Genomic DNA, 17,308 nt, shown 5'->3' with positions numbered 1-17,308 from the left:
AGCACTGTCACACGCGGGAAAGAAACGCCTCCCGCAGGTCTTGGTCGCTGAGGAGCCCAAGGGTCTCCTCCTCGCCGTCGAACAACAACTCCGCGGCCGGATGGCCCGACTGGTGGAACATCCCGGCCAGGACGTCCGCGAGCGGGCGGTCCCAGGCCACACGGACGACCTCCGCCGCCTTGCCGTGCTGCCCCCGGTCCGTGGCGATGCGCCACAGCTCGATCGACTGTTTGGCGGTCCCGTATGCCGTCCTGCGCCCGTCGACGAGGACACCGCGTGAGTTGAGTCCGAACACGTCTATGCAGGCCTCGCCTTGGGCCGTCAGCCCTTTGTACGTACACAGCGGGAGGACCAGCCGCAGATGATCCAGCGGGTCCTGGAGCGTGGGATCGACAAGGAGTGGGCTGCCGTCCTCCTCGGACCGGGGAAAGGCGTTCCGCTTCTGGTTGCTGTTGCAGTGCGCACAGGCCAGTAAGTGATTGAGCCACTCGAAGGTGCGCGCCGGGGCGAGGCTCTTCGGCTCGAAGTGGTCGATGTCCGTGCCCTGACTGTCACCGCAGTACATGCACCGCTGGTGGCCTGGCGCCATGTCGGCGAGGGTGGTCAGGAGGCCGTCGCGTACCCGACGCCGGACCGTGGTATGGGCCCAGAGTCGGGCTGCCTTGACCTTGCGGGCATCTTCAGCGGTCCGCTCGATCTGCTGGGTGTACGTCTTGAGGCCCGCCGCTGTGTCCGGCGGCAGATCGGTGCGCGCCAGCCGGATCATTCCGTCTCGCCGCCTCCTCCGTCCCGGATCTCTCCGGCGATGCGGTGGAGTTGGGCGGACATCTCCTGGACACGGGCCGTCGGGGAGCTGCTGAGCAGGTGCTTGAGCTCCTGAAACCGCTCGACCGTATCCGGTGACGTGTCCCCGTCGTACACCTTGGACTCCAGCGCGACGAACTCGGCGCGGGCGTGCTCGGCCCGCTCGGAGTACGGAGTGTCGAGGCCGAAGAGGTCGGACAGGACCGCGTCGTCACCGCTGCCGTAGACGACGCGCTCGTACAGGTCCTCCGATACGACATCGGGCGCGGCGTCCTCGTCCACACCCGGCAGGCGGATCAGGCCGCCGGGATCGGCCGCCTGGCAGATGTACGGGCTGTGAGTCGTGACGATGAACTGGATGTTCGGAAAGTGCGTGGTCAGCCATGGGCCGACGCGGCGCTGCCAGGTGACGTGGAGGTGCGCTTCGATCTCGTCGATGATCACAATCCCTGGAGCCTTACCGAGATCAACCGGAAAGCCACCAAACACCTCATGCGTCTGCTTGAGGATGTCCACGACAAGGGCCGCGACCGCACGGAACCCGTCGCTCATCTCCCTCAGCGGGTATCGACGGCCACCCCGCTCGACCCACAGGCCCTCGGAGTCCACGTCCGCGATCCGGTAGCCGTCGGGCAGGAGGCCGTCCTGCAGAATGTTCAGCGCCGCCCACTTGAGCTCAGCAGCACCCTCGCGCCCTTCGAGCGCCCGCAAGTGTTGTTCGATCAGCCATGAAACACCCTCTGCGAGGGCAGCGTCGGCGTGAAAGAGGCTCGTATGTCTGGCCACTTGCCCTGAGGCCAGCATGAGCCTCTGCGCCTCACCGGACCCGCCCGACAACCGTCGGAACGGCCCGTAGCCAGCACAGAACCAGCCCTCCGGGTTATCCGCCCACGGGCCGTTCCGGGTGGCCAGGTTGTCCTGCGACTCGGGATACTGAGTCTCCACGAGGGCTGGCTGCCCACGCCTACGCCCGGGGACCCGCCCGTCGGCTGACACCTCGCCCGGGCTGACCCACTGGAGACCGGCCCGGAAGGCGTCACTCGTCCGCTCTGGTGTGCCGAAGCTGTCGAAGTCGGGGTCCTTGAGGATGCCTACTTCGACACGGCCGTCGGGTGCGCCCCACGTGACCCAGTCCTCAAAACCTCGGACCAGCCCTCGGGCGGGCACAGGTCCAATCAGGGCAAGAGCCAGAGCGCGAAGCAGTGTTGACTTGCCCGCCCCATTACGTCCCGCGAGAACTGTCCAGCCGGCGTGCGAACCGTCCGGTCGGGTCAGCACCAGATCCACAGTGCGCGGGCCCTGGAACGGCCCAATGTTCTCGATGACCACTCGGGAGACGTACATGGATGACGGGCTCCATCCGATGCGGGAGGTGCGGGCTATTCGGTTTCCGCGTCGGCCGGGACCTCGCCGCCCAGCGCCTCGGCGATGGCGGCGAACTCACTGAGTGCGGCCTGAAGGTCCTGCACGATCTCGGCGGCGATCACCTCGGGCGGCAGCAGGCTGTCCGCGTCCTCAAGGGCCGGGTCCTTCATCCACGTGAGGTCGAGGTTGACCTTGTCGCGCTTGACCAGTTCGTCGTACGTGTACGCCTTAAACCGGCCCCCGTCCTCGGCTGAGGTGTCCTTGCGCTCGGCCGGCTTCTCGCCGTACGCCTGGACGAACTCCTCCAAGTCCGCTCGGGTCAGCGGGCGCTGCTTGAGGGTGAAGTGCTTGGCGGTGCGGAGGTCGTAGACCCAGACGTTGGTGGTGTGCGGCTTGCCGTCGGCCCTGGGGGTCTTCTTGTCGAAGAAGAGGACGTTGGCCTTCACGCCGCCCGCGTAGAAGATGCCGGTGGGCAGGCGCAGGATGGTGTGCAGGTCGAACTCGTGCAGCAGGCGGCGTCGGATCTTCTCGCCCGCCCCGCCCTCGAAGAGGACGTTGTCGGGGAGGACGACGGCCGCCCTGCCGTCGATGGCGGTCAGCGACATGATGTGCTGAAGGAAGTTGAGCTGCTTGTTGGTGGTGGTGGCGCGGAAGTCATCGCGGTCGTAGGAGATGTCCTCCTTCTCGGCCTTGCCTTCCGAACCGATGATGGTGATCGCGGACTTCTTGCCGAAGGGCGGGTTGGCTAGGACCAGCGAGGCGTGCTTGTTCCCCGGCTTCGTGGCGAGCGCGTCGCCGACGTCGATCAGGCTCTTGCCCTCGCTGCTGCCGATGCCGTGGAGCAGGAGGTTCATCGCCGCGAGGCGGGCGGTGCCGGGGACGAGTTCGTTGCCCCAGATCTTGCCCTCACCGAGCGCGAGGCGCTGTTCGCGGGTGAGGTCCTTCATGTGGTGCTTGCGGATGTAGGAGTGCGCGGCGATGAGGAACCCGCCGGTTCCGCAGGCGGGGTCGGTGATGGTGTCCTCGGGGCGGGGGCGCATCACCTCGACGATCGCATCGATCAGCGGCCGGGGCGTGAAGTACTGGCCGGCGCCGGTCTTGGTGTCCTCCGCGCCCTTGGCGAGCAGTCCCTCGTACGCGTCGCCCTTGAGGTCCGCGTCTCCGACCGTCCAGTCCTGCTTGCCGATGAGGTCGACGACGAGCTTTTCGAGGAGGGCGGGCTCGGTGATGCGGTTCTGGGCCTTGGTGAAGATGGTGCCCAGGGTGGTGCCGGGGCGGGTGCCGAGGGCGTCGAGGATGTTGCGGTAGTGAAGTTCGAGCGCTTGGCCCTTCTTCTTGGCGAGGGACTTCCAGTCGTACTCCGTCGGCACGATCTCGGCGGCGTCGGCTTCCGAGAAGGGGTCGTCGTTGATCTCGTCGACCATCTTGAGGAAGAGGAGATACGAGAGCTGCTCGACGTACTCGATGGTGGAGAGGCCGTTGTCCCGGAGGACGTTGCAGTAGTTCCAGAGCTTGGCGACGAGGCTGTTGGTTTGGGCGACGGCCTGCGGGGCGAGCACGATGTTGTCTTCGACGGGGGTGGGGCGGGTGCCGCTCTGGTCGGACGTGGTGGGTGCGGACGCGGGCGCGGTCACAGGTCGAACTCCTGCTGTACGGCGTGGGTGGGGGCGGGGGTGGGATCGGGTGCCGGGGCAGGCGTTTTTGCCTTGCGGGGCGCGGCGGGGGTGCGGCGAGCGCGCTTGGCCTTGGGCTGGGCGTCGCGGTCGGCCTGGATGCGGGCGAGGAGGGCGGTGGCGGGTTCGTCGGTGGGATCTTGGGCGACGAGGGCGCCCGTGAAGGCGCGGTTCAGGACGGCGCGGCGCAGGTTGTCGGCCCGAGTGAGAGTGCGTGCCGCCTCTCGGTCCATCACGTCGATACCGGAGAGCAGTTCATCGCAGCGCATGACCAACTGCTTCTGCACGTCCAGCGGAGGGATGGGGAACTCGATGACCTTAAGTCGCTTTGAAGAGAGGTGAGCAATATTCGTCGTAATCCGCACCTCTCTCATGAAGCGCCTGGCATGCAAATGACGACGAAACACCATCAGAGCCCACTCCGGCATCACATCAGAGTTCGCCTTGAATCGCAGAAGGCTGTTCGTGAAGGCGACGTCCGGCGGCATCCCGCGGTAGAGAGCCGGGCGGCCTACCAGATGCGGACTCTGCCCCTCATTGAGGAGTACGTCACCGGGATGCAGGCGATACTTCTCGAAGATTCCGGAAAAATCCATCTCCATGACGTCCGACGTGTCGATCCGATCCTCAAACACATTGGCAACCCGTAGATACGGATGCATTTCTGGGCCATGATGCCAGTCAGGATGCCTGGCACGACCAAGCTCGACAGTTCCTGCCTGCTCGACGGTGCTGGCGGTCCACGAATCTGGAGCCTCTTCCGGCACAAGGTCGAGGAGGGCTGTTTTCCTCAGAATCGCAAGGCGCTTGCGGGAGTTTCGCACGGTCGCAACAGCCGCGTCCAGGCGGGAGAGGTGGCCTTCGAGGGCCTCTGCGATGCGGTGTTGCTCTGCGAGGGGCGGGATTCGCATAGGCCAGGATGAGAGTTTAGCTGCGCCCAGATGGTGGATTCCAACACCGCGAGAACCTTCAACGAAAGCACCACTTAGAGCTTCGTAGCGAAGGTAATGGAGCAGGTATTTCGGATTTACCAGATGCGAACGAACCCGAATCAGCGTATTCTGGAAGCAGCAATCTTCGATCTCGTCATTCCAGATCGCCGGCTTACCCACCTCACTAGCACTCCCGGATGCTTCACCGAGAACAATATCCCCTTTTGCGAGACGATAAATCGCTACCTCATCGTCGGTGAAGTTCATCTCCTTGACGTCACCAATTTTGAGTCCATCCCAACCTACGTTGGCTGCTCGCAGGTACGGGCGCATCTGATCGCCGGAATGATTCTTGGGTGAACGCTGGCGACCGAGACGGACCTCGGCAATTTCATCGAGCCGGGCACGCACCCACCCCGCCGGAAGTTCCTTCTCGCTCAAGCCAGTTCCCGATTCAGCTCAGTCAACAGATCCAGCGCCGGCTCTTTCCCGCCGAACGTCATCATGAAGCCGCGCCCCTTGCCGCGCTCCGTGAACGGCTCGTGGGCAAGCTCCGCAGGCTCTATGCCCACATCGCTGGCGACGACGTCGCGGATCTTCTCCAGCCACCACAGCTGCTCGTCCGTGAACTCGACGCCCGCCTGTCGCTGCCGCAGCAGCCAGCCCTCGAAGCGCTCCTCGACCACCGTACGGTACGGACGGAGCTCACTGTCCGCGCCCAGCTCGTAACGGATCAGGCTGATCAGGTCCGGGATACCGGCGTCACGCCCGGGGTGGGCCACCGCGTGGTTCAGGTCCTCGTGGAAGCCCCAGAGGACAGGAGGCGTCCACGCCCGCCTGGAGGCCCGGATCGTTGCCGCCAGTTCCTTCAGCGCGGCACGGGCCTCCGCCGGCGAGAGCGGGTTTCCGCTGCCCAGGGCCACCTGGATCGCCGCGTTGCGGTCGCGCTGCTTATTCAGCAGGGCGCCCCACTCGTCCAGGTTCTCGCGGGCCCGCTGCTCGCGCGGGACCTCCTCCACGTCCGTCACGGTGACGGCCGTCGTCTCGTCGTACGTCAGGTCCTTGTCGCGGCGGATCTCCAGGATCTGGCGGCGCAGCTCCGGGTTGCCCGTGAGGACGGCCACCGCGTCCTCCACCAGCTTCCGGGCCGCACCCATACCCCCCTCATGCCTCGCTTGGTCCTGCGCGTCGACGTCCACCGCGTCGACGATCCCGCGGGCGATCTCGGAGAGTGTGACTCCGCCCGCCGTGTGCGTCAGGAGGTCGCGCTCCTCCTCCTTGAGCTGCTGGTTCAGCCGCGACAGGCGGCGCTGAAGAACCTCCGCCTCCTCCGTGCTGATCGCCTTCGTGCCGGTCTTGTCGAGCAGCTTGGCCAGCGACACCTGCTTGCCCGTTGCCGGGATCATCGGGCGGGCGTCGACGAGCGGGGAGGTGGTCACGCCCGCCGCGTCGATCAGGACGAAGCGGTCCTTCGTCACGTCGTCGTCCGCGTCTGGGGTGACCTCGCGCAGCTCGGTGGCATCGATCGTGCGTGCTCCGCGTCCCTTCATCTGCTCGAAGAGCACCGCGCTGCGGACCGACCGCAGGAAGATCACGCATTCCAGGGCCCGGACGTCCGTTCCCGTAGCGATCATGTCGACCGTGACCGCGACCCGCATCCCCGGCGAGTTACGGAGGTCGTTGATCAGCTCGTCGGGGTTGTCGCCGTTCTGCCGGCTCTTGTACGTGATCTTCTTTGCGAAGTCGTCGCCCCGGCCGAAGACCTCCTTGACCTGCTTGAGCACGTCCTCGGCGTGGTCCTCCCCCACGGCGAAGATCAGCGTCTTCGGCAGATCTTTACGGCCCGGGAACCAGCGCTGCCAGTTGTTCTTGTACGTCGTGAGCACCGCGCGGATCTCATCGACGGTGATCACTGACCGGCCGATCTGGTTCGTGCTGTACGTGAGGTCGTCGTCGAGTTCCACGTACCGCTGGGCCCTGGTCTTGCGGTCCTTGATCCGGACCGTAGTCCCGGCCTCGATCTTCGCGCCGCCCTGCTCACGCAGATCGGTGTTGACGCGGACGATGTCGAAGTCGACGTTGACCCCGTCCGCGACAGCCTGCTCGTAGGTGTACTCGGAGACCGTGTTCTGGTCGAAGAATCCACGGGTCTGCGCGGTCGGGGTGGCGGTGAGGCCGACGAGGTGGGCATCGAAGTACTCCAGAACGCCCCGCCACAGCCCGTAGATGGAGCGGTGGCACTCGTCCACGACGATCAGGTCGAAGGACTCAGGCGGGACGTCCGGCTGGTACGCGACCTCGATGGGGAGGTCGGTGGCGTAGTTCATCTCGGGGTCGTCCGCCGTACCGTCGACGGGCACGGCAGCCTGCGCCTCGGCGTCGTTCGCATCGTCGCGGGCATCGTCGTCCGTCAGCTGCTCGCCCTTGAGCAGGGCATACATCTTCTGGATGGTGCAGATGACGACGGACGAGGTCTCCTGGAGACCGGCCGCGCCCAGCCGGTCGACGTTGTAAAGGTCGGCGAACTTCCGGCCGTCGTCGGGGGTCGTGTAGTTACGGAACTCCGACAGCGCCTGGCGGCCGAGGTTGTTGCGGTCCACTAGGAAGAGGACGCGCCGGGCTCCCGTGTGCCGCAGCAGGCGGTAGGTCTCCGTGACCGCCGTGAAGGTCTTGCCCGCACCGGTCGCCATCTGGATCAGAGCGCGGGGCTTGTCCTGGGCGAGGGACTGTTCCAGGCCGCTGATCGCGTCGATCTGCGCCAGCCGCAGACCGTACGGCTCCAGCTTCGGCATCCGCCGCAGACCGGCCCGGAAGGTCGGGGCCCGGCGGTCCTTCGCACTCTCCATCCAGGCGGCGACGGTCTCGGGGCGGTGGAAGGAGAACACCTCGCGGGACCGGGGCTCGGGGTCGAGGCGGTTGACGAAGTAGGTCTCGGTGCCGGTGGTGGCGTACCGGAAGGCGAAGGGCTCGGACTCCCGCCAGACGGCGAGGCTGTGCTCCTTCAGGACTCCCTTGGCATAGCGCTCGTTCTGCGCGAGGGCGCTGGAGAGGTGGTCACCCTCGCGCTTTGCCTCGATGACTCCGACGATCTTTCCGTCGACGTAGAGGACATAGTCCGCACGGCCGGTCGCGAGAGTGAACTCCCGGACCGCGACACCCCGGCCAGCGAGAGGGTTGAGGTCGGCGCGGTCCTGGACGAGCCAGCCGGACTCGGCGAGCATGACGTCGATCTCTTCGCGAGCCTGGACCTCGTTGAGCGGGGCCGGGCGCTGCGCGCGATACACGATCGCTTCGCGGGCTGCGGCGTTCACTCGGCGGGGCTGCTTGCGGTCCGTCTCGTACTGGGCCTGCTGCACGGACCGCAGACTGACGATCTGCGCTTCCATGTCGGCGAGCCGGACCGCCAGAGCCGCCTTGGCCTGTTGGGCACTGACCATCAGAGCTTCCGCCTCGGAGCGGGCCTGACGCTCGGCTGCGAGACGGTCGGTGGACTCGCTCAGCTTGACCCGGGACTGGGCCAGTGCGTCGCGCTGCCCGTCGAGCGTCTGGCGCAGTTCGGCGACCTCGGCCGGGTCCGTGAGCACGGGCATCTCGGGCGGCACGAAAGCAGTGACCGTGCGCTTGCCGCTCAGGGCGCGGTGGTAGAACACCCCGAGCTCGTAGCAGAGCCGTACGGCCTCAAGGGCCCGGGTGGTGTCGAAGAGGTGGGCGTGGGCGGCCTCGTTGCGGTCGCGGCGCAGCCGGTCGAACGCGTCGTGCACAGCGGGGGTGAGCGCGCCGATGTCGGTGAGTGCTCGCAGCCGGTCGATCTGGCGGGTACCGGCCACCCGGATGCCGGTCCGTGTGACGAGGTCCTCGGCCAGTACCTCGCCGAACTGGCCGGCCTGAACCTGGGCAGCGTTCGGATTACTGAAAACGTTGAGTTCGGCCTGGGCGCCGTAGAGAGCGAGTAGTGCCTGATGTTGATAAAGCACCCCGAAGTTCGGCGATGCCTTGGCCAGGTCCCGAAGCCGGTCGTCCACGCTGTTCCCACCCCACCGGTACAAATCGTCAAGATGATCGAGTTTACGAGGCGTGGCGTGATCAGGCGCCTGGTTTCCCGGGTTCGCATCCGAGCACAGGCAGGCCCCGGCGATCCGGCCGCTCGCAGCATCCCCCCGCCCTCAGACCCCGAACAGGGGGTCTGGCCCCACCTCAGGACGGTGTCCACCCCTCCTGCCCCGTCCCCTCTTCCGTCGCAGACTCATGACCGTGGCTCACCAAAAACGGCAGTCAGGAGCACAGGAGCAAGGGTCATGACGGAACACACACGACGCAACGTGCTGCGCGGAGCTGGGGCCGTGGCCGCGTCGGGCGGACTCGTCGGTGCCGGATCCGGAGCCCAGCCGGCCACCGCGGCGGCGGCACCTGAGACGGCGAAGCGTCGCTTCCCCTTCTTGGAGGGGGCATTCGCTCCGGTCGCCGAGGAGCAGACCGCGTTCGACCTGCCGGTCACCGGGCGCATCCCGCGCGAGCTGAACGGCCGCTATCTGCGCAACGGGCCCAACGTCCTCGGCCTTGAGGACCCGCGCGCCCACCACTGGATGCTCGGCGCCGGCATGGTGCACGGGGTGCGGCTGCGCGACGAGTGGTACCGCAACCGGTGGGTGCGGTCCTCGCAGGTCGCGGGCGAGCTCGGGGAGCCGTATCCGGGGCGCGTGCCGCCGGACAACTTCCCCTGCAACACCCACGTCATCCCGTACCGGGGGCGGATTTTCGCACTCCAGGAGAGCGGGCCGAGGCCGTACGAGTGGACGGCGAGTTGAACACCGTGGGAACCCATGACTTCCGGGGGACGCTCGACGGTGCGTTCACCGCCCACATCAAGTTCGACGCGCACGCGGGTGAACTGCACGCGATCACCTACTACCCGACCTGGGACCACGTACGGCATCTGGTCGTGGACCCGACGGGGCGGGTCTCGCGCACCACGCGGATTCCGGTGGCGGACGCGCCGATGATCCACGACTTCGCGCTCACCGAGAACTACGTGGTGGTCTTCGACATGCCGGTCACCTTCGACCCTGCGGGGGCCGAGCGCGGTGACCCGGTGCCGTACGTCTGGAACCGGAAGCACCCGGCGCGGGTCGGGGTCCTGCCCCGCGCGGGCGGGGCGATGCGGTGGTTCGAGGTGGACCCGGTCTACTCCTCGCACACGCTGAACGCGTACGAGGAGGGGGCAGACATCGTCGTCGACCTGACGACGTTCCCGGCGCCCTTCCTCGTCGCCGGAAACGGCTCGGGCGGTCCGTACGGGGCCGGTACCGGGCGGCTGGAACGGTAGACGATCGGCCTCGGTCACGGCCGGGTGCGGACTCGGACCATCGACGACCGGCCACAGGAGTTCCCGCGCGTCAACGAGGCGCTGGTGTCCCGTCGTCACCACTACGGATACTCGGCGGCCGCCGGGGAGATGACGCTGCCTACCTCACAGCCGATGGCGGCAGCCCGCCCGACCGGGCGTTCGGCAACGCGCTCTACAAGCACGATCTGTTGCGTGGCGCCTCGCAGGTGCACCGGCTGCCCCGGGACGCGGCGGCGAGCGAGGCCGTATTCGTACCGTCCGACCCGTGCGGCCGGACGACTGCCGAGGACGACGGGTACGCGATCGCGTACGTGCACAATCCGGACCGAGGGGCGTCGGACGTGCTGATTCTCGCGGCTCAGGACTTCACGGCCGGGCCGGTCGCCCGGATCGAGCTGCCCGGACGGGTGCCGCTCGGGTTCCACGGAAGCTGGATTCCGGACGCCTGAGCGCTAGCGGCCGCCGCGCGCCGTGCGCGTGGCGACAGACCGTGAGGAGAACCTCTGGGGAGAATCCGTGCGGCAGCGAAACGGGGCCCGGTCTTCCGACCGGACCCCACTCGCTCTCCCCCGCTGTCAGGGCTTCCCCATCCCCCCGGATACACCCCCCGGAAGCTCCCGACTACAGATACGACCCGGCTGAGCCCCGAAGGGTTGCACGGTCGGGCAATCTTTTTTGCCCGTGAGGTCATCTCCGTGGATTCCGCCCGGTCACGGGGTCAGCAGGCGTGCTCCGCGTACCGGGCGGCGACCTCGGCCAGCACCTCCGAGCCGTCGCGGGCCCACAGCTCCTCGTTGAAGATCTCCACCTCGACGGGGCCGTCGAAGCCGGTGGCCTCGACCGCCGTCCGGAAGGCGCGGAAGTCCACGCAGCCGTCGCCCAGTTGGCCCCGGCCGACCAGCACGCCCGCCGGCAGCGGGGTGATCCAGTCGGCGAGCTGGAAGGAGTGGATGCGGCCGCCCGCTCCCGCGCGGGCGATCTGGGCGGGCGCCTGGTCGTCCCACCAGAGGTGGTACGTGTCGACGACGACCCCGACCTGGTCCGCCGGGAAGCGTTCCGCGAGGTCCAGGGCCTGGGACAGGGTGGAGACCACGCAGCGGTCGGAGGCGAACATCGGGTGCAGCGGCTCGATGGCCAGGCGCACGCCGCGCTCGGCCGCGTACGGGGCCAGTTCGGCCAGCGCTTCCGCGATGCGCTCGCGGGCGCCGTAGAGGTCCTTGGATCCGGCCGGGAGGCCGCCCGAGACCAGCACCAGGGTGTCCGTGGCCAGGCCCGCCGCCTCGTCGAGCGCGGCGCGGTTGTCGTCCAGGGCACGGGCCCGCCCGGCCGGGTCGGGGGCGGTGAGGAAGCCGCCCCGGCAGAGGCTGGTGACGGACAGGCCCGCGTCGGAGAGGAGACGGGCCGTCGCCGCTACGCCGTACTCCTGGACGGGGGCCCGCCACAGGCCGACCTTGTCGATGCCCGCCTTCACGCAGCCCTCGGTCAGCTCGGGCAGCGACCACTGCTTGATGGTCTCCTGGTTGATGGAGAGACGGCCATCGCTCATCGGGTGCCTCCGTTGACCGTGAGGAGCGCGCGCATCCGGGACTCGGCCAGCTCGGGATCGGGGAACAGGCCGAGCCGGTCGGCCAGTTCGTACGCCTTCGCCAGATGCGGCAGCGAGCGGGCCGACTGGAGGCCGCCCACCATCGTGAAGTGGTCCTGGTGGCCGGCCAGCCAGGCGAGGAACACCACACCCGTCTTGTAGTAGCGGGTCGGCGACTGGAAGAGGTGACGGGACAACTCGACCGTCGGGTCGAGGAGTTCGCGGAATCCCTTGCTGTCGCCGGTGTCCAGGACCCGGACCGCGTGGGCCGCGAGCGGGCCGAGCGGATCGAAGATGCCGAGCAGGGCGTGGCTGAAGCCCCGGTCGTCGCCCGCGATCAGCTCGGGGTAGTTGAAGTCGTCGCCCGTGTAGCAGCGCACCCCGCTGGGCAGGCGGCGCCGGACGTCGATCTCGCGCTCCGCGTCGAGGAGGGAGATCTTGATGCCGTCGACCTTGTCCGGGTGTTCCGCGATGACCTGGAGGAAGGTGTCGGTGGCCGCGTCGAGGTCCGCGGAGCCCCAGTAGCCGTCCAGTGCCGGATCGAACATCGGGCCGAGCCAGTGCAGCACGACCGGCTCGGTGGCCTGGCGCAGCAGGTGGGCGTACGTCTCCAGGTAGTCCTGCGGGCCGTTCGCCGCGGCGGCGAGCGCGCGGGAGGCCATCAGGATGGCCTGCGCCCCACTGCCCTCGACGAGGGCGAGCTGTTCCTCGTACGCGGACCGGACCTCGGCCAGTGAGGCGGGGCCGGGCGGGAGCTGGTCGGTGCCGACGCCGCACGCGATCGCGCCGCCGACGGACCTGGCCTCCGCCGCCGAGCGGCGGATCAGCTCGGCGGCACCGGCCCAGTCCAGGCCCATGCCGCGCTGGGCGGTGTCCATGGCCTCCGCGACGCCGAGGCCGTGCGACCAGAGGTGGCGGCGGAAGGCGAGGGTGGCGTCCCAGTCGACGGCGGCCGGGGAGTCGGGGCTGACGTCCGCGTACGGATCGGCCACGACGTGGGCGGCCGAGAAGACCGTGCGGGAGGCCAGGGGCGCTCCGCCGGGGGCGAGGTCGAGCGGGGTGGTGCGGGGCTCGTACGGCCCCTGCGGGAGGTGGATGGTCATCCCTGGATCAACTCCGGTGCGTACTGCGGGAGATGGGTGGTCACTGGATCAGCTCCGGTGCACCCTGCGGGAGATGGATGGTCACAGGCTCAGCTCCGGGACGTCGAAGCGGCGGCCCTCCGCGGAGGACTTGAGGCCGAGCTCCGCGAGCTGGACGCCCCGTGCGCCCGCCATCAGGTCCCAGGTGTAGGGCTGGTCCAGCACGATGTGGCGCAGGAACAGCTCCCACTGGGCCTTGAAGCCGTTGTCGAAGACCGCGTTGTCGGGGACTTCCTGCCACTGGTCGCGGAAGGACTCGGTGGCCGGGAGGTCGGGGTTCCAGACCGGCTTGGGAGTGGCCGAGCGGTGCTGTACGCGGCAGTTGCGCAGCCCCGCGACGGCGGAGCCGTGGGTGCCGTCGACCTGGAACTCGACCAGCTCGTCGCGGTTGACGCGCACCGTCCAGGAGGAGTTGATCTGCGCGACGGCGCCGCCCTCCAGCTGGAAGATGCCGTACGCGGCGTCGTCGGCGGTCGCGGCGTACGGCTTGCCGTGCTCGTCCCAGCGCTCCGGGATGTGCGTCTGGACATGTACCTGGACGGTGGTGACCCGGCCGAACAGCTCGTGGAGCACGTACTCCCAGTGCGGGAACATGTCGACGACGATGCCGCCGCCGTCCTGCGCGCGGTAGTTCCAGGACGGGCGCTGGGCCTCCTGCCAGTCGCCCTCGAAGACCCAGTAGCCGAACTCGCCGCGCACGGAGAGGATCTCCCCGAAGAAGCCGCCGTCGATCAGGCGCTTCAGCTTCAGCAGGCCCGGCAGGAAGATCTTGTCCTGGACGACGCCGTGCTTGACGCCGGCGTCCCGGGCGAGCCGGGCCAGCTCAAGGGCGCCCTCGACGTCGGTGGCGGTGGGCTTCTCGGTGTAGATGTGCTTGCCCGCCGCGATGGCCTTCTTGATCGCGTCGACCCGCGCCGAGGTGACCTGTGCGTCGAAGTAGATGTCGATGGTCTCGTCCGCGAGCACCGCGTCGAGGTCGGTCGACCACTCGGTGAGGCCGTGCTGCTCGGCAAGCGCCTCCAGGGCGTGGGCCCGGCGGCCGACGAGGACCGGCTCGGGCCAGAGCACGTCGCCGTTGCCGAGGTCGAGGCCGCCCTGCTCCCTGATCGCGAGGACCGAGCGCACCAGGTGCTGCCGGTATCCCATGCGACCCGTGACGCCGTTCATGGCGATGCGCACTGTCCTGCGTGTCACGAAAGTTCCTCCATACCGTCGTAGCAAGCGCTTTCTATCGTGGATGACGCTAGCCTGCCGACAGCGGCCCGGACAAGAGGGGCCCACCGATTGGACCTCTCCCCCTCATCACTCCCCCGGAGGAATCTCGATGACAGTCACCCTGGCGGACGTGGCGGCTCGCGCCCGGGTGTCACCGGCCACGGTGTCCCGTGTCCTGAACGGCAACTACCCGGTGGCCACGTCCACTCGGGAGCGGGTCCTGCGCGCGGTGGACGATCTGGACTACGTGCTGAACGGGCCCGCCAGCTCACTCGCGGCCGCCACCTCCGACCTGATCGGCATCCTGGTCAACGACATCGCGGACCCGTTCTTCGGGATCATGGCGGGCGCCGCGCAGTCGGAGATCGGCGGTCCCGGCGACGGTTCGGGCCGGGCGGGCGGCGAGAAGCTCGCGATCGTCTGCAACACCGGCGGCACCCCGGAACGCGAGCTCACCTACCTGACCCTGCTCCAGCGCCAGCGTGCCGCCGCCGTCGTCCTCACCGGCGGCGCGGTGGAGGACCCGGCGCACCAGGCCGCGGTGTCCGCGAAGCTGGCGAAGCTCGCGGACGCCGGGACCCGGGTGGTCCTGTGCGGGCGGCCCCCGCTGCCGGACGGCGCATCGGTCCTGGCGGCGCTCGCCTTCGACAACCGGGGCGGCGGCCGGCGGCTGACCGAGCACCTGATCTCGCTGGGCCACCGCAGCATCGGCTACGCGGCGGGCCCCCTGGAACGGACCACGACCCGCCACCGGCTGGAGGGCCACCACGAAGCGATGAGGGCCGCGGGGCTGTACGGGGACGGGGGCGGCGGGGCCGCTCAAGCCGGGGACCGGGACGGGGGCGCTCATGCCGGGGACGGGGGCTCCGGTTCCGCCGCGGACGGGCACTCCGCGCGTTCCCGTACCGAGGAGCGCCTCACCGTGCACGGCTCCTACGACCGCGGCTCCGGCTACGACGCCACGGTCGAGCTCCTGCGCCGCGAACCGGGGATCACGGCCGTCGTCGCCGCGAACGACACCGTGGCCCTGGGCGCCGCCGCGGCGATCCGCGACCGCGGCCTGCGCATCCCCGAGGACGTCTCGGTGGCCGGCTTCGACGATCTGCCGTTCTCGGTGGACGTGGTCCCGGCGCTGACGACCGTACGGCTGCCGCTCTTCGAGGCGGGGGCGCGGGCGGGCCGGCTGGCGATGGGCAAGGAGTCCCCGCCGCCGGGCGGCATCGCGACGATCCCGGCGGAGCTGATGGTGCGCGGCTCGACGGCGGCGCCCCGGCGGTGACCGGGCCCCCGGTGACCGGGCCCTCCCGGTCACCGGGGCCCCCGGACTGGGACTTGGTTGCCCCTGACCGGGGCATCCGTAGTTCAGGCCGCAAGCCGATGAAGTGCCGGCCACCGACCGGGCCGTACGGTGCGGGGGCAGGGCAGGTACCGATGGAAGGACACGCACGTGAAGCTCGCTTTCTCCACCCTCGGGGTGCCGGGGCTGCCGATATCCGAGGTCGTCCGGCTGGCCGCCGAGCACGGCTACCAGGGGGTGGAGCTGCGCGCCCACCCGGAGGAGCCGGTGCACCCGGGGCTCTCGATGCTCGAACGCGCCGATGTGGTCGAGGAGTTCAAGCGGGGCGGGATCGAGATCCTGACCGTGGCCGGCTACGTCAGGGTCGCGGCGGAGGGCGAGGACCAGCCGGTGCTCGACGAGCTCGCCGGCCTGGTGGAGCTGGCCCGGGACCTGGGCGCGCGCAATGTCCGGGTCTTCCCCGGCGGCGGCGACCAGGACCCCGGGACCGCCGACGCGGCCGCCGCCCGCAGGCTGGCCGCCGCCGCTCCGTACGCCGCGGACATGGGCGTACGCATCCTGCTGGAGACCCACGACTCGCACCGCGCGGGAGCCGCCGTGGCCCGGGTGGTGGGCACGGTGGGGCACGGGAGCATCGGTGCGCTGTGGGACATCATGCACACCTGGCTGGCCGGTGAGGAGCCGGTCGCGAGCCATGCGGTGCTGGCCCCGCACCTGGGCTACGTCCAGGTGAAGGACATCGCCTCCGCAGAGGACACCGAGCCCCTCGCCCTGGGCGCCGGGGTGCTGCCGCTGCGGGCCTGCCTGGACACCCTGGACGCGGACAGCTGGGTCTGCTGGGAGTACGAGAAGCGCTGGCACCCGGAGGCGGCGGAGCTGCCGGGGCTGCTGAGCGCGGGGCGCGAGCACCTGCTGCGGCTGGGCGCACCCAAGCAGTAGGACCGTCACCGCCCGCCGGAGCCGGCCCTCAGACGGGGGCCGGCTCCGGGCTCTTCGGCGTCACGCTCCGGGGCCGCCGCGCCCCGGCGAGCGAGGTCAGCGCCACGCCGCCGACCAGCAGCGCCGCCGCGCACCACCGCAGCGGGCTCACCGACTCGTCGAGCAGCAGGGCGGCGGAGGACATCCCGAAGACGGGTACCAGCAGGGTGAACGGGGCCACGGAGGACGCCGGGTACCGGCTCAGCAGGAAGCCCCAGGCCCCGAAGCCGAAGACCGTGGTGATCCAGGCGACGTAGACGATGATTCCGGCGCCGCTCCAGTCGAGCGCGGCCAGTGCCTCCGTATCGCGGTGCGGGCCCTCGAAGAGGAGCGAGAGCCCGAGCAGCGGCAGCACCGGGACGGTGGAGACCCAGACCATGAAGTTGAGGGCGTCGGGCGGGGCGGCCTTGCGGGTCAGCACGTTGGACACGCCCCAGCAGGCCGCCGCCGCGATCACCAGGACGAAGGCGAGCACCGGCCCGCCCGCCCCTTCGTCGACCGCCGCCACCCCGATACCGGCGAGGGCCACGCCCATCCCCAGCACCCGTACCCGCCCCGGCCGTTCGCCCAGCGCGAGCGCCGCGAACAGGGCGGTGAAGACGGCCTGGACCTGGAGGACCAGGGAGGAGAGTCCGGCGCCCATCCCCCGGTCCATGCCGATGAACAGCAGTCCGAACTTGGCCATCCCGAGGACAAGCCCCACCCCCACCACCCACTTCCAGGCGACCTTCGGGCGGCCTACGAAGAAGACCGCGGGCAGTGCCGCGACCAGGAAGCGCAGGGCGGAGAAGAGCAGCGGCGGGAAGTGGGCGAGGCCCAGCTCGATGACGACGAAATTGACACCCCAGACGGCTGCCACCAGGGCGGCCAGGGCGATGTGGAGGGGACGCATGGCCCGAGGATCACCCGCATCGACCGTTTAGCACCAGCGCGGATTTCTTCATGGTGAAATTGAGTGTTGCTAACGCATGGA

14 protein-coding genes are annotated in these 17,308 nt (G+C 69.2%); 5 read left to right on the top strand and 9 right to left on the bottom strand.

Going from position 1 to position 17,308, the window contains the following annotated elements:
• Positions 1–7: 7 nt before the first annotated feature.
• From ACIP89_RS01435 to ACIP89_RS01415, 5 genes are all read right to left on the bottom strand, one after another.
• Positions 8–766 (bottom strand): HNH endonuclease, encoded by a 759-nt coding sequence (locus ACIP89_RS01435; protein ID WP_402112312.1) that lies wholly within the window; start codon positions 764–766, stop codon positions 8–10.
• Positions 763–2,148 (bottom strand): AAA family ATPase, encoded by a 1,386-nt coding sequence (locus ACIP89_RS01430; RefSeq protein WP_402112310.1) that lies wholly within the window; start codon positions 2,146–2,148, stop codon positions 763–765. Before ACIP89_RS01430 ends, ACIP89_RS01435 begins: the two co-directional genes overlap by 4 nt.
• A 35-nt stretch (positions 2,149–2,183) precedes the next feature.
• A complete protein-coding gene (locus tag ACIP89_RS01425; protein ID WP_402113455.1) occupies positions 2,184–3,728 on the bottom strand; it encodes an N-6 DNA methylase in 1,545 nt (514 codons plus the stop codon).
• A gap of 71 nt (positions 3,729–3,799) precedes the next feature.
• Entirely contained in the window at positions 3,800–5,215 is a 1,416-nt protein-coding gene (locus ACIP89_RS01420) for a restriction endonuclease subunit S (protein ID WP_402112308.1), read from the bottom strand.
• Positions 5,212–8,796 carry a DEAD/DEAH box helicase family protein gene (locus tag ACIP89_RS01415; RefSeq protein ID WP_402112306.1) on the bottom strand — a complete coding sequence of 1,195 codons (3,585 nt, stop codon included), beginning with the start codon at positions 8,794–8,796 and terminating at the stop codon, positions 5,212–5,214. The genes ACIP89_RS01420 and ACIP89_RS01415 overlap by 4 nt, the downstream gene beginning before the upstream one ends.
• A gap of 273 nt (positions 8,797–9,069) precedes the next feature.
• Here ACIP89_RS01415 and ACIP89_RS01410 point away from each other — a divergent pair, with 273 nt between their 5' ends.
• The 3 genes from ACIP89_RS01410 (at position 9,070) to ACIP89_RS01400 (ending at position 10,567) form a co-directional block, all read left to right on the top strand.
• Positions 9,070–9,579 (top strand): carotenoid oxygenase family protein, encoded by a 510-nt coding sequence (locus ACIP89_RS01410; protein ID WP_402112303.1) that lies wholly within the window; start codon positions 9,070–9,072, stop codon positions 9,577–9,579.
• A 5-nt stretch (positions 9,580–9,584) separates the two neighbouring features.
• Positions 9,585–10,097: a carotenoid oxygenase family protein gene (locus tag ACIP89_RS01405; protein WP_402113453.1), complete on the top strand. Its 513-nt coding sequence runs from the start codon at positions 9,585–9,587 to the stop codon at positions 10,095–10,097.
• A 107-nt stretch (positions 10,098–10,204) separates the two neighbouring features.
• Positions 10,205–10,567, top strand: a complete 363-nt coding sequence (locus ACIP89_RS01400; RefSeq protein ID WP_402113450.1) for a carotenoid oxygenase family protein — start codon at positions 10,205–10,207, stop codon at positions 10,565–10,567.
• A 269-nt stretch (positions 10,568–10,836) separates the two neighbouring features.
• On the opposite strand, the gene ACIP89_RS01395 is transcribed toward ACIP89_RS01400, so the two are convergent.
• The 3 genes from ACIP89_RS01395 to ACIP89_RS01385 form a co-directional block, all read right to left on the bottom strand.
• A complete protein-coding gene (locus ACIP89_RS01395; protein WP_402112300.1) occupies positions 10,837–11,664 on the bottom strand; it encodes a sugar phosphate isomerase/epimerase family protein in 828 nt (275 codons plus the stop codon).
• A complete protein-coding gene (locus ACIP89_RS01390) occupies positions 11,661–12,806 on the bottom strand; it encodes a dihydrodipicolinate synthase family protein (protein ID WP_402112298.1) in 1,146 nt (381 codons plus the stop codon). The genes ACIP89_RS01395 and ACIP89_RS01390 overlap by 4 nt, the downstream gene beginning before the upstream one ends.
• Before the next feature lie 81 nt (positions 12,807–12,887).
• Complete coding sequence (locus ACIP89_RS01385; protein ID WP_402112296.1) at positions 12,888–14,039, bottom strand: Gfo/Idh/MocA family protein; 1,152 nt, start codon at positions 14,037–14,039, stop codon at positions 12,888–12,890.
• A gap of 130 nt (positions 14,040–14,169) precedes the next feature.
• On the opposite strand from ACIP89_RS01385, the gene ACIP89_RS01380 reads away from it, so the two are divergent.
• Positions 14,170–15,339 carry a LacI family DNA-binding transcriptional regulator gene (locus ACIP89_RS01380; protein WP_402112294.1) on the top strand — a complete coding sequence of 390 codons (1,170 nt, stop codon included), beginning with the start codon at positions 14,170–14,172 and terminating at the stop codon, positions 15,337–15,339.
• 168 nt (positions 15,340–15,507) lie between these two features.
• Positions 15,508–16,296, top strand: coding sequence for a sugar phosphate isomerase/epimerase family protein (locus ACIP89_RS01375; RefSeq protein ID WP_401922034.1), 789 nt, complete (start codon positions 15,508–15,510; stop codon positions 16,294–16,296).
• 28 nt (positions 16,297–16,324) lie between these two features.
• Here ACIP89_RS01375 and ACIP89_RS01370 read toward each other — a convergent pair whose 3' ends face one another.
• Entirely contained in the window at positions 16,325–17,227 is a 903-nt protein-coding gene (locus tag ACIP89_RS01370; protein ID WP_401921631.1) for an EamA family transporter, read from the bottom strand.
• Positions 17,228–17,308: the final 81 nt, after the last annotated feature.

Source organism: Streptomyces sp. NPDC088730, assembly GCF_044751215.1.
Classification (GTDB): domain Bacteria; phylum Actinomycetota; class Actinomycetes; order Streptomycetales; family Streptomycetaceae; genus Streptomyces.
This window is presented reverse-complemented; position numbering and strand designations above follow the sequence as displayed.

Bases quoted from the DNA above. Each gene is read 5' to 3' on its own strand.
- ACIP89_RS01435 (WP_402112312.1), bottom strand. From the start codon at position 766: ATGATCCGGCTGGCGCGCACCGATCTGCCGCCGGACACAGCGGCGGGC.
- ACIP89_RS01430 (WP_402112310.1), bottom strand. From the start codon at position 2,148: ATGTACGTCTCCCGAGTGGTCATCGAGAACATTGGGCCGTTCCAGGGC.
- ACIP89_RS01410 (WP_402112303.1), top strand. From the start codon at position 9,070: ATGACGGAACACACACGACGCAACGTGCTGCGCGGAGCTGGGGCCGTG.
- ACIP89_RS01395 (WP_402112300.1), bottom strand. From the start codon at position 11,664: ATGAGCGATGGCCGTCTCTCCATCAACCAGGAGACCATCAAGCAGTGG.
- ACIP89_RS01390 (WP_402112298.1), bottom strand. From the start codon at position 12,806: ATGACCATCCACCTCCCGCAGGGGCCGTACGAGCCCCGCACCACCCCG.
- ACIP89_RS01380 (WP_402112294.1), top strand. From the start codon at position 14,170: ATGACAGTCACCCTGGCGGACGTGGCGGCTCGCGCCCGGGTGTCACCG.
- ACIP89_RS01370 (WP_401921631.1), bottom strand. From the start codon at position 17,227: ATGCGTCCCCTCCACATCGCCCTGGCCGCCCTGGTGGCAGCCGTCTGG.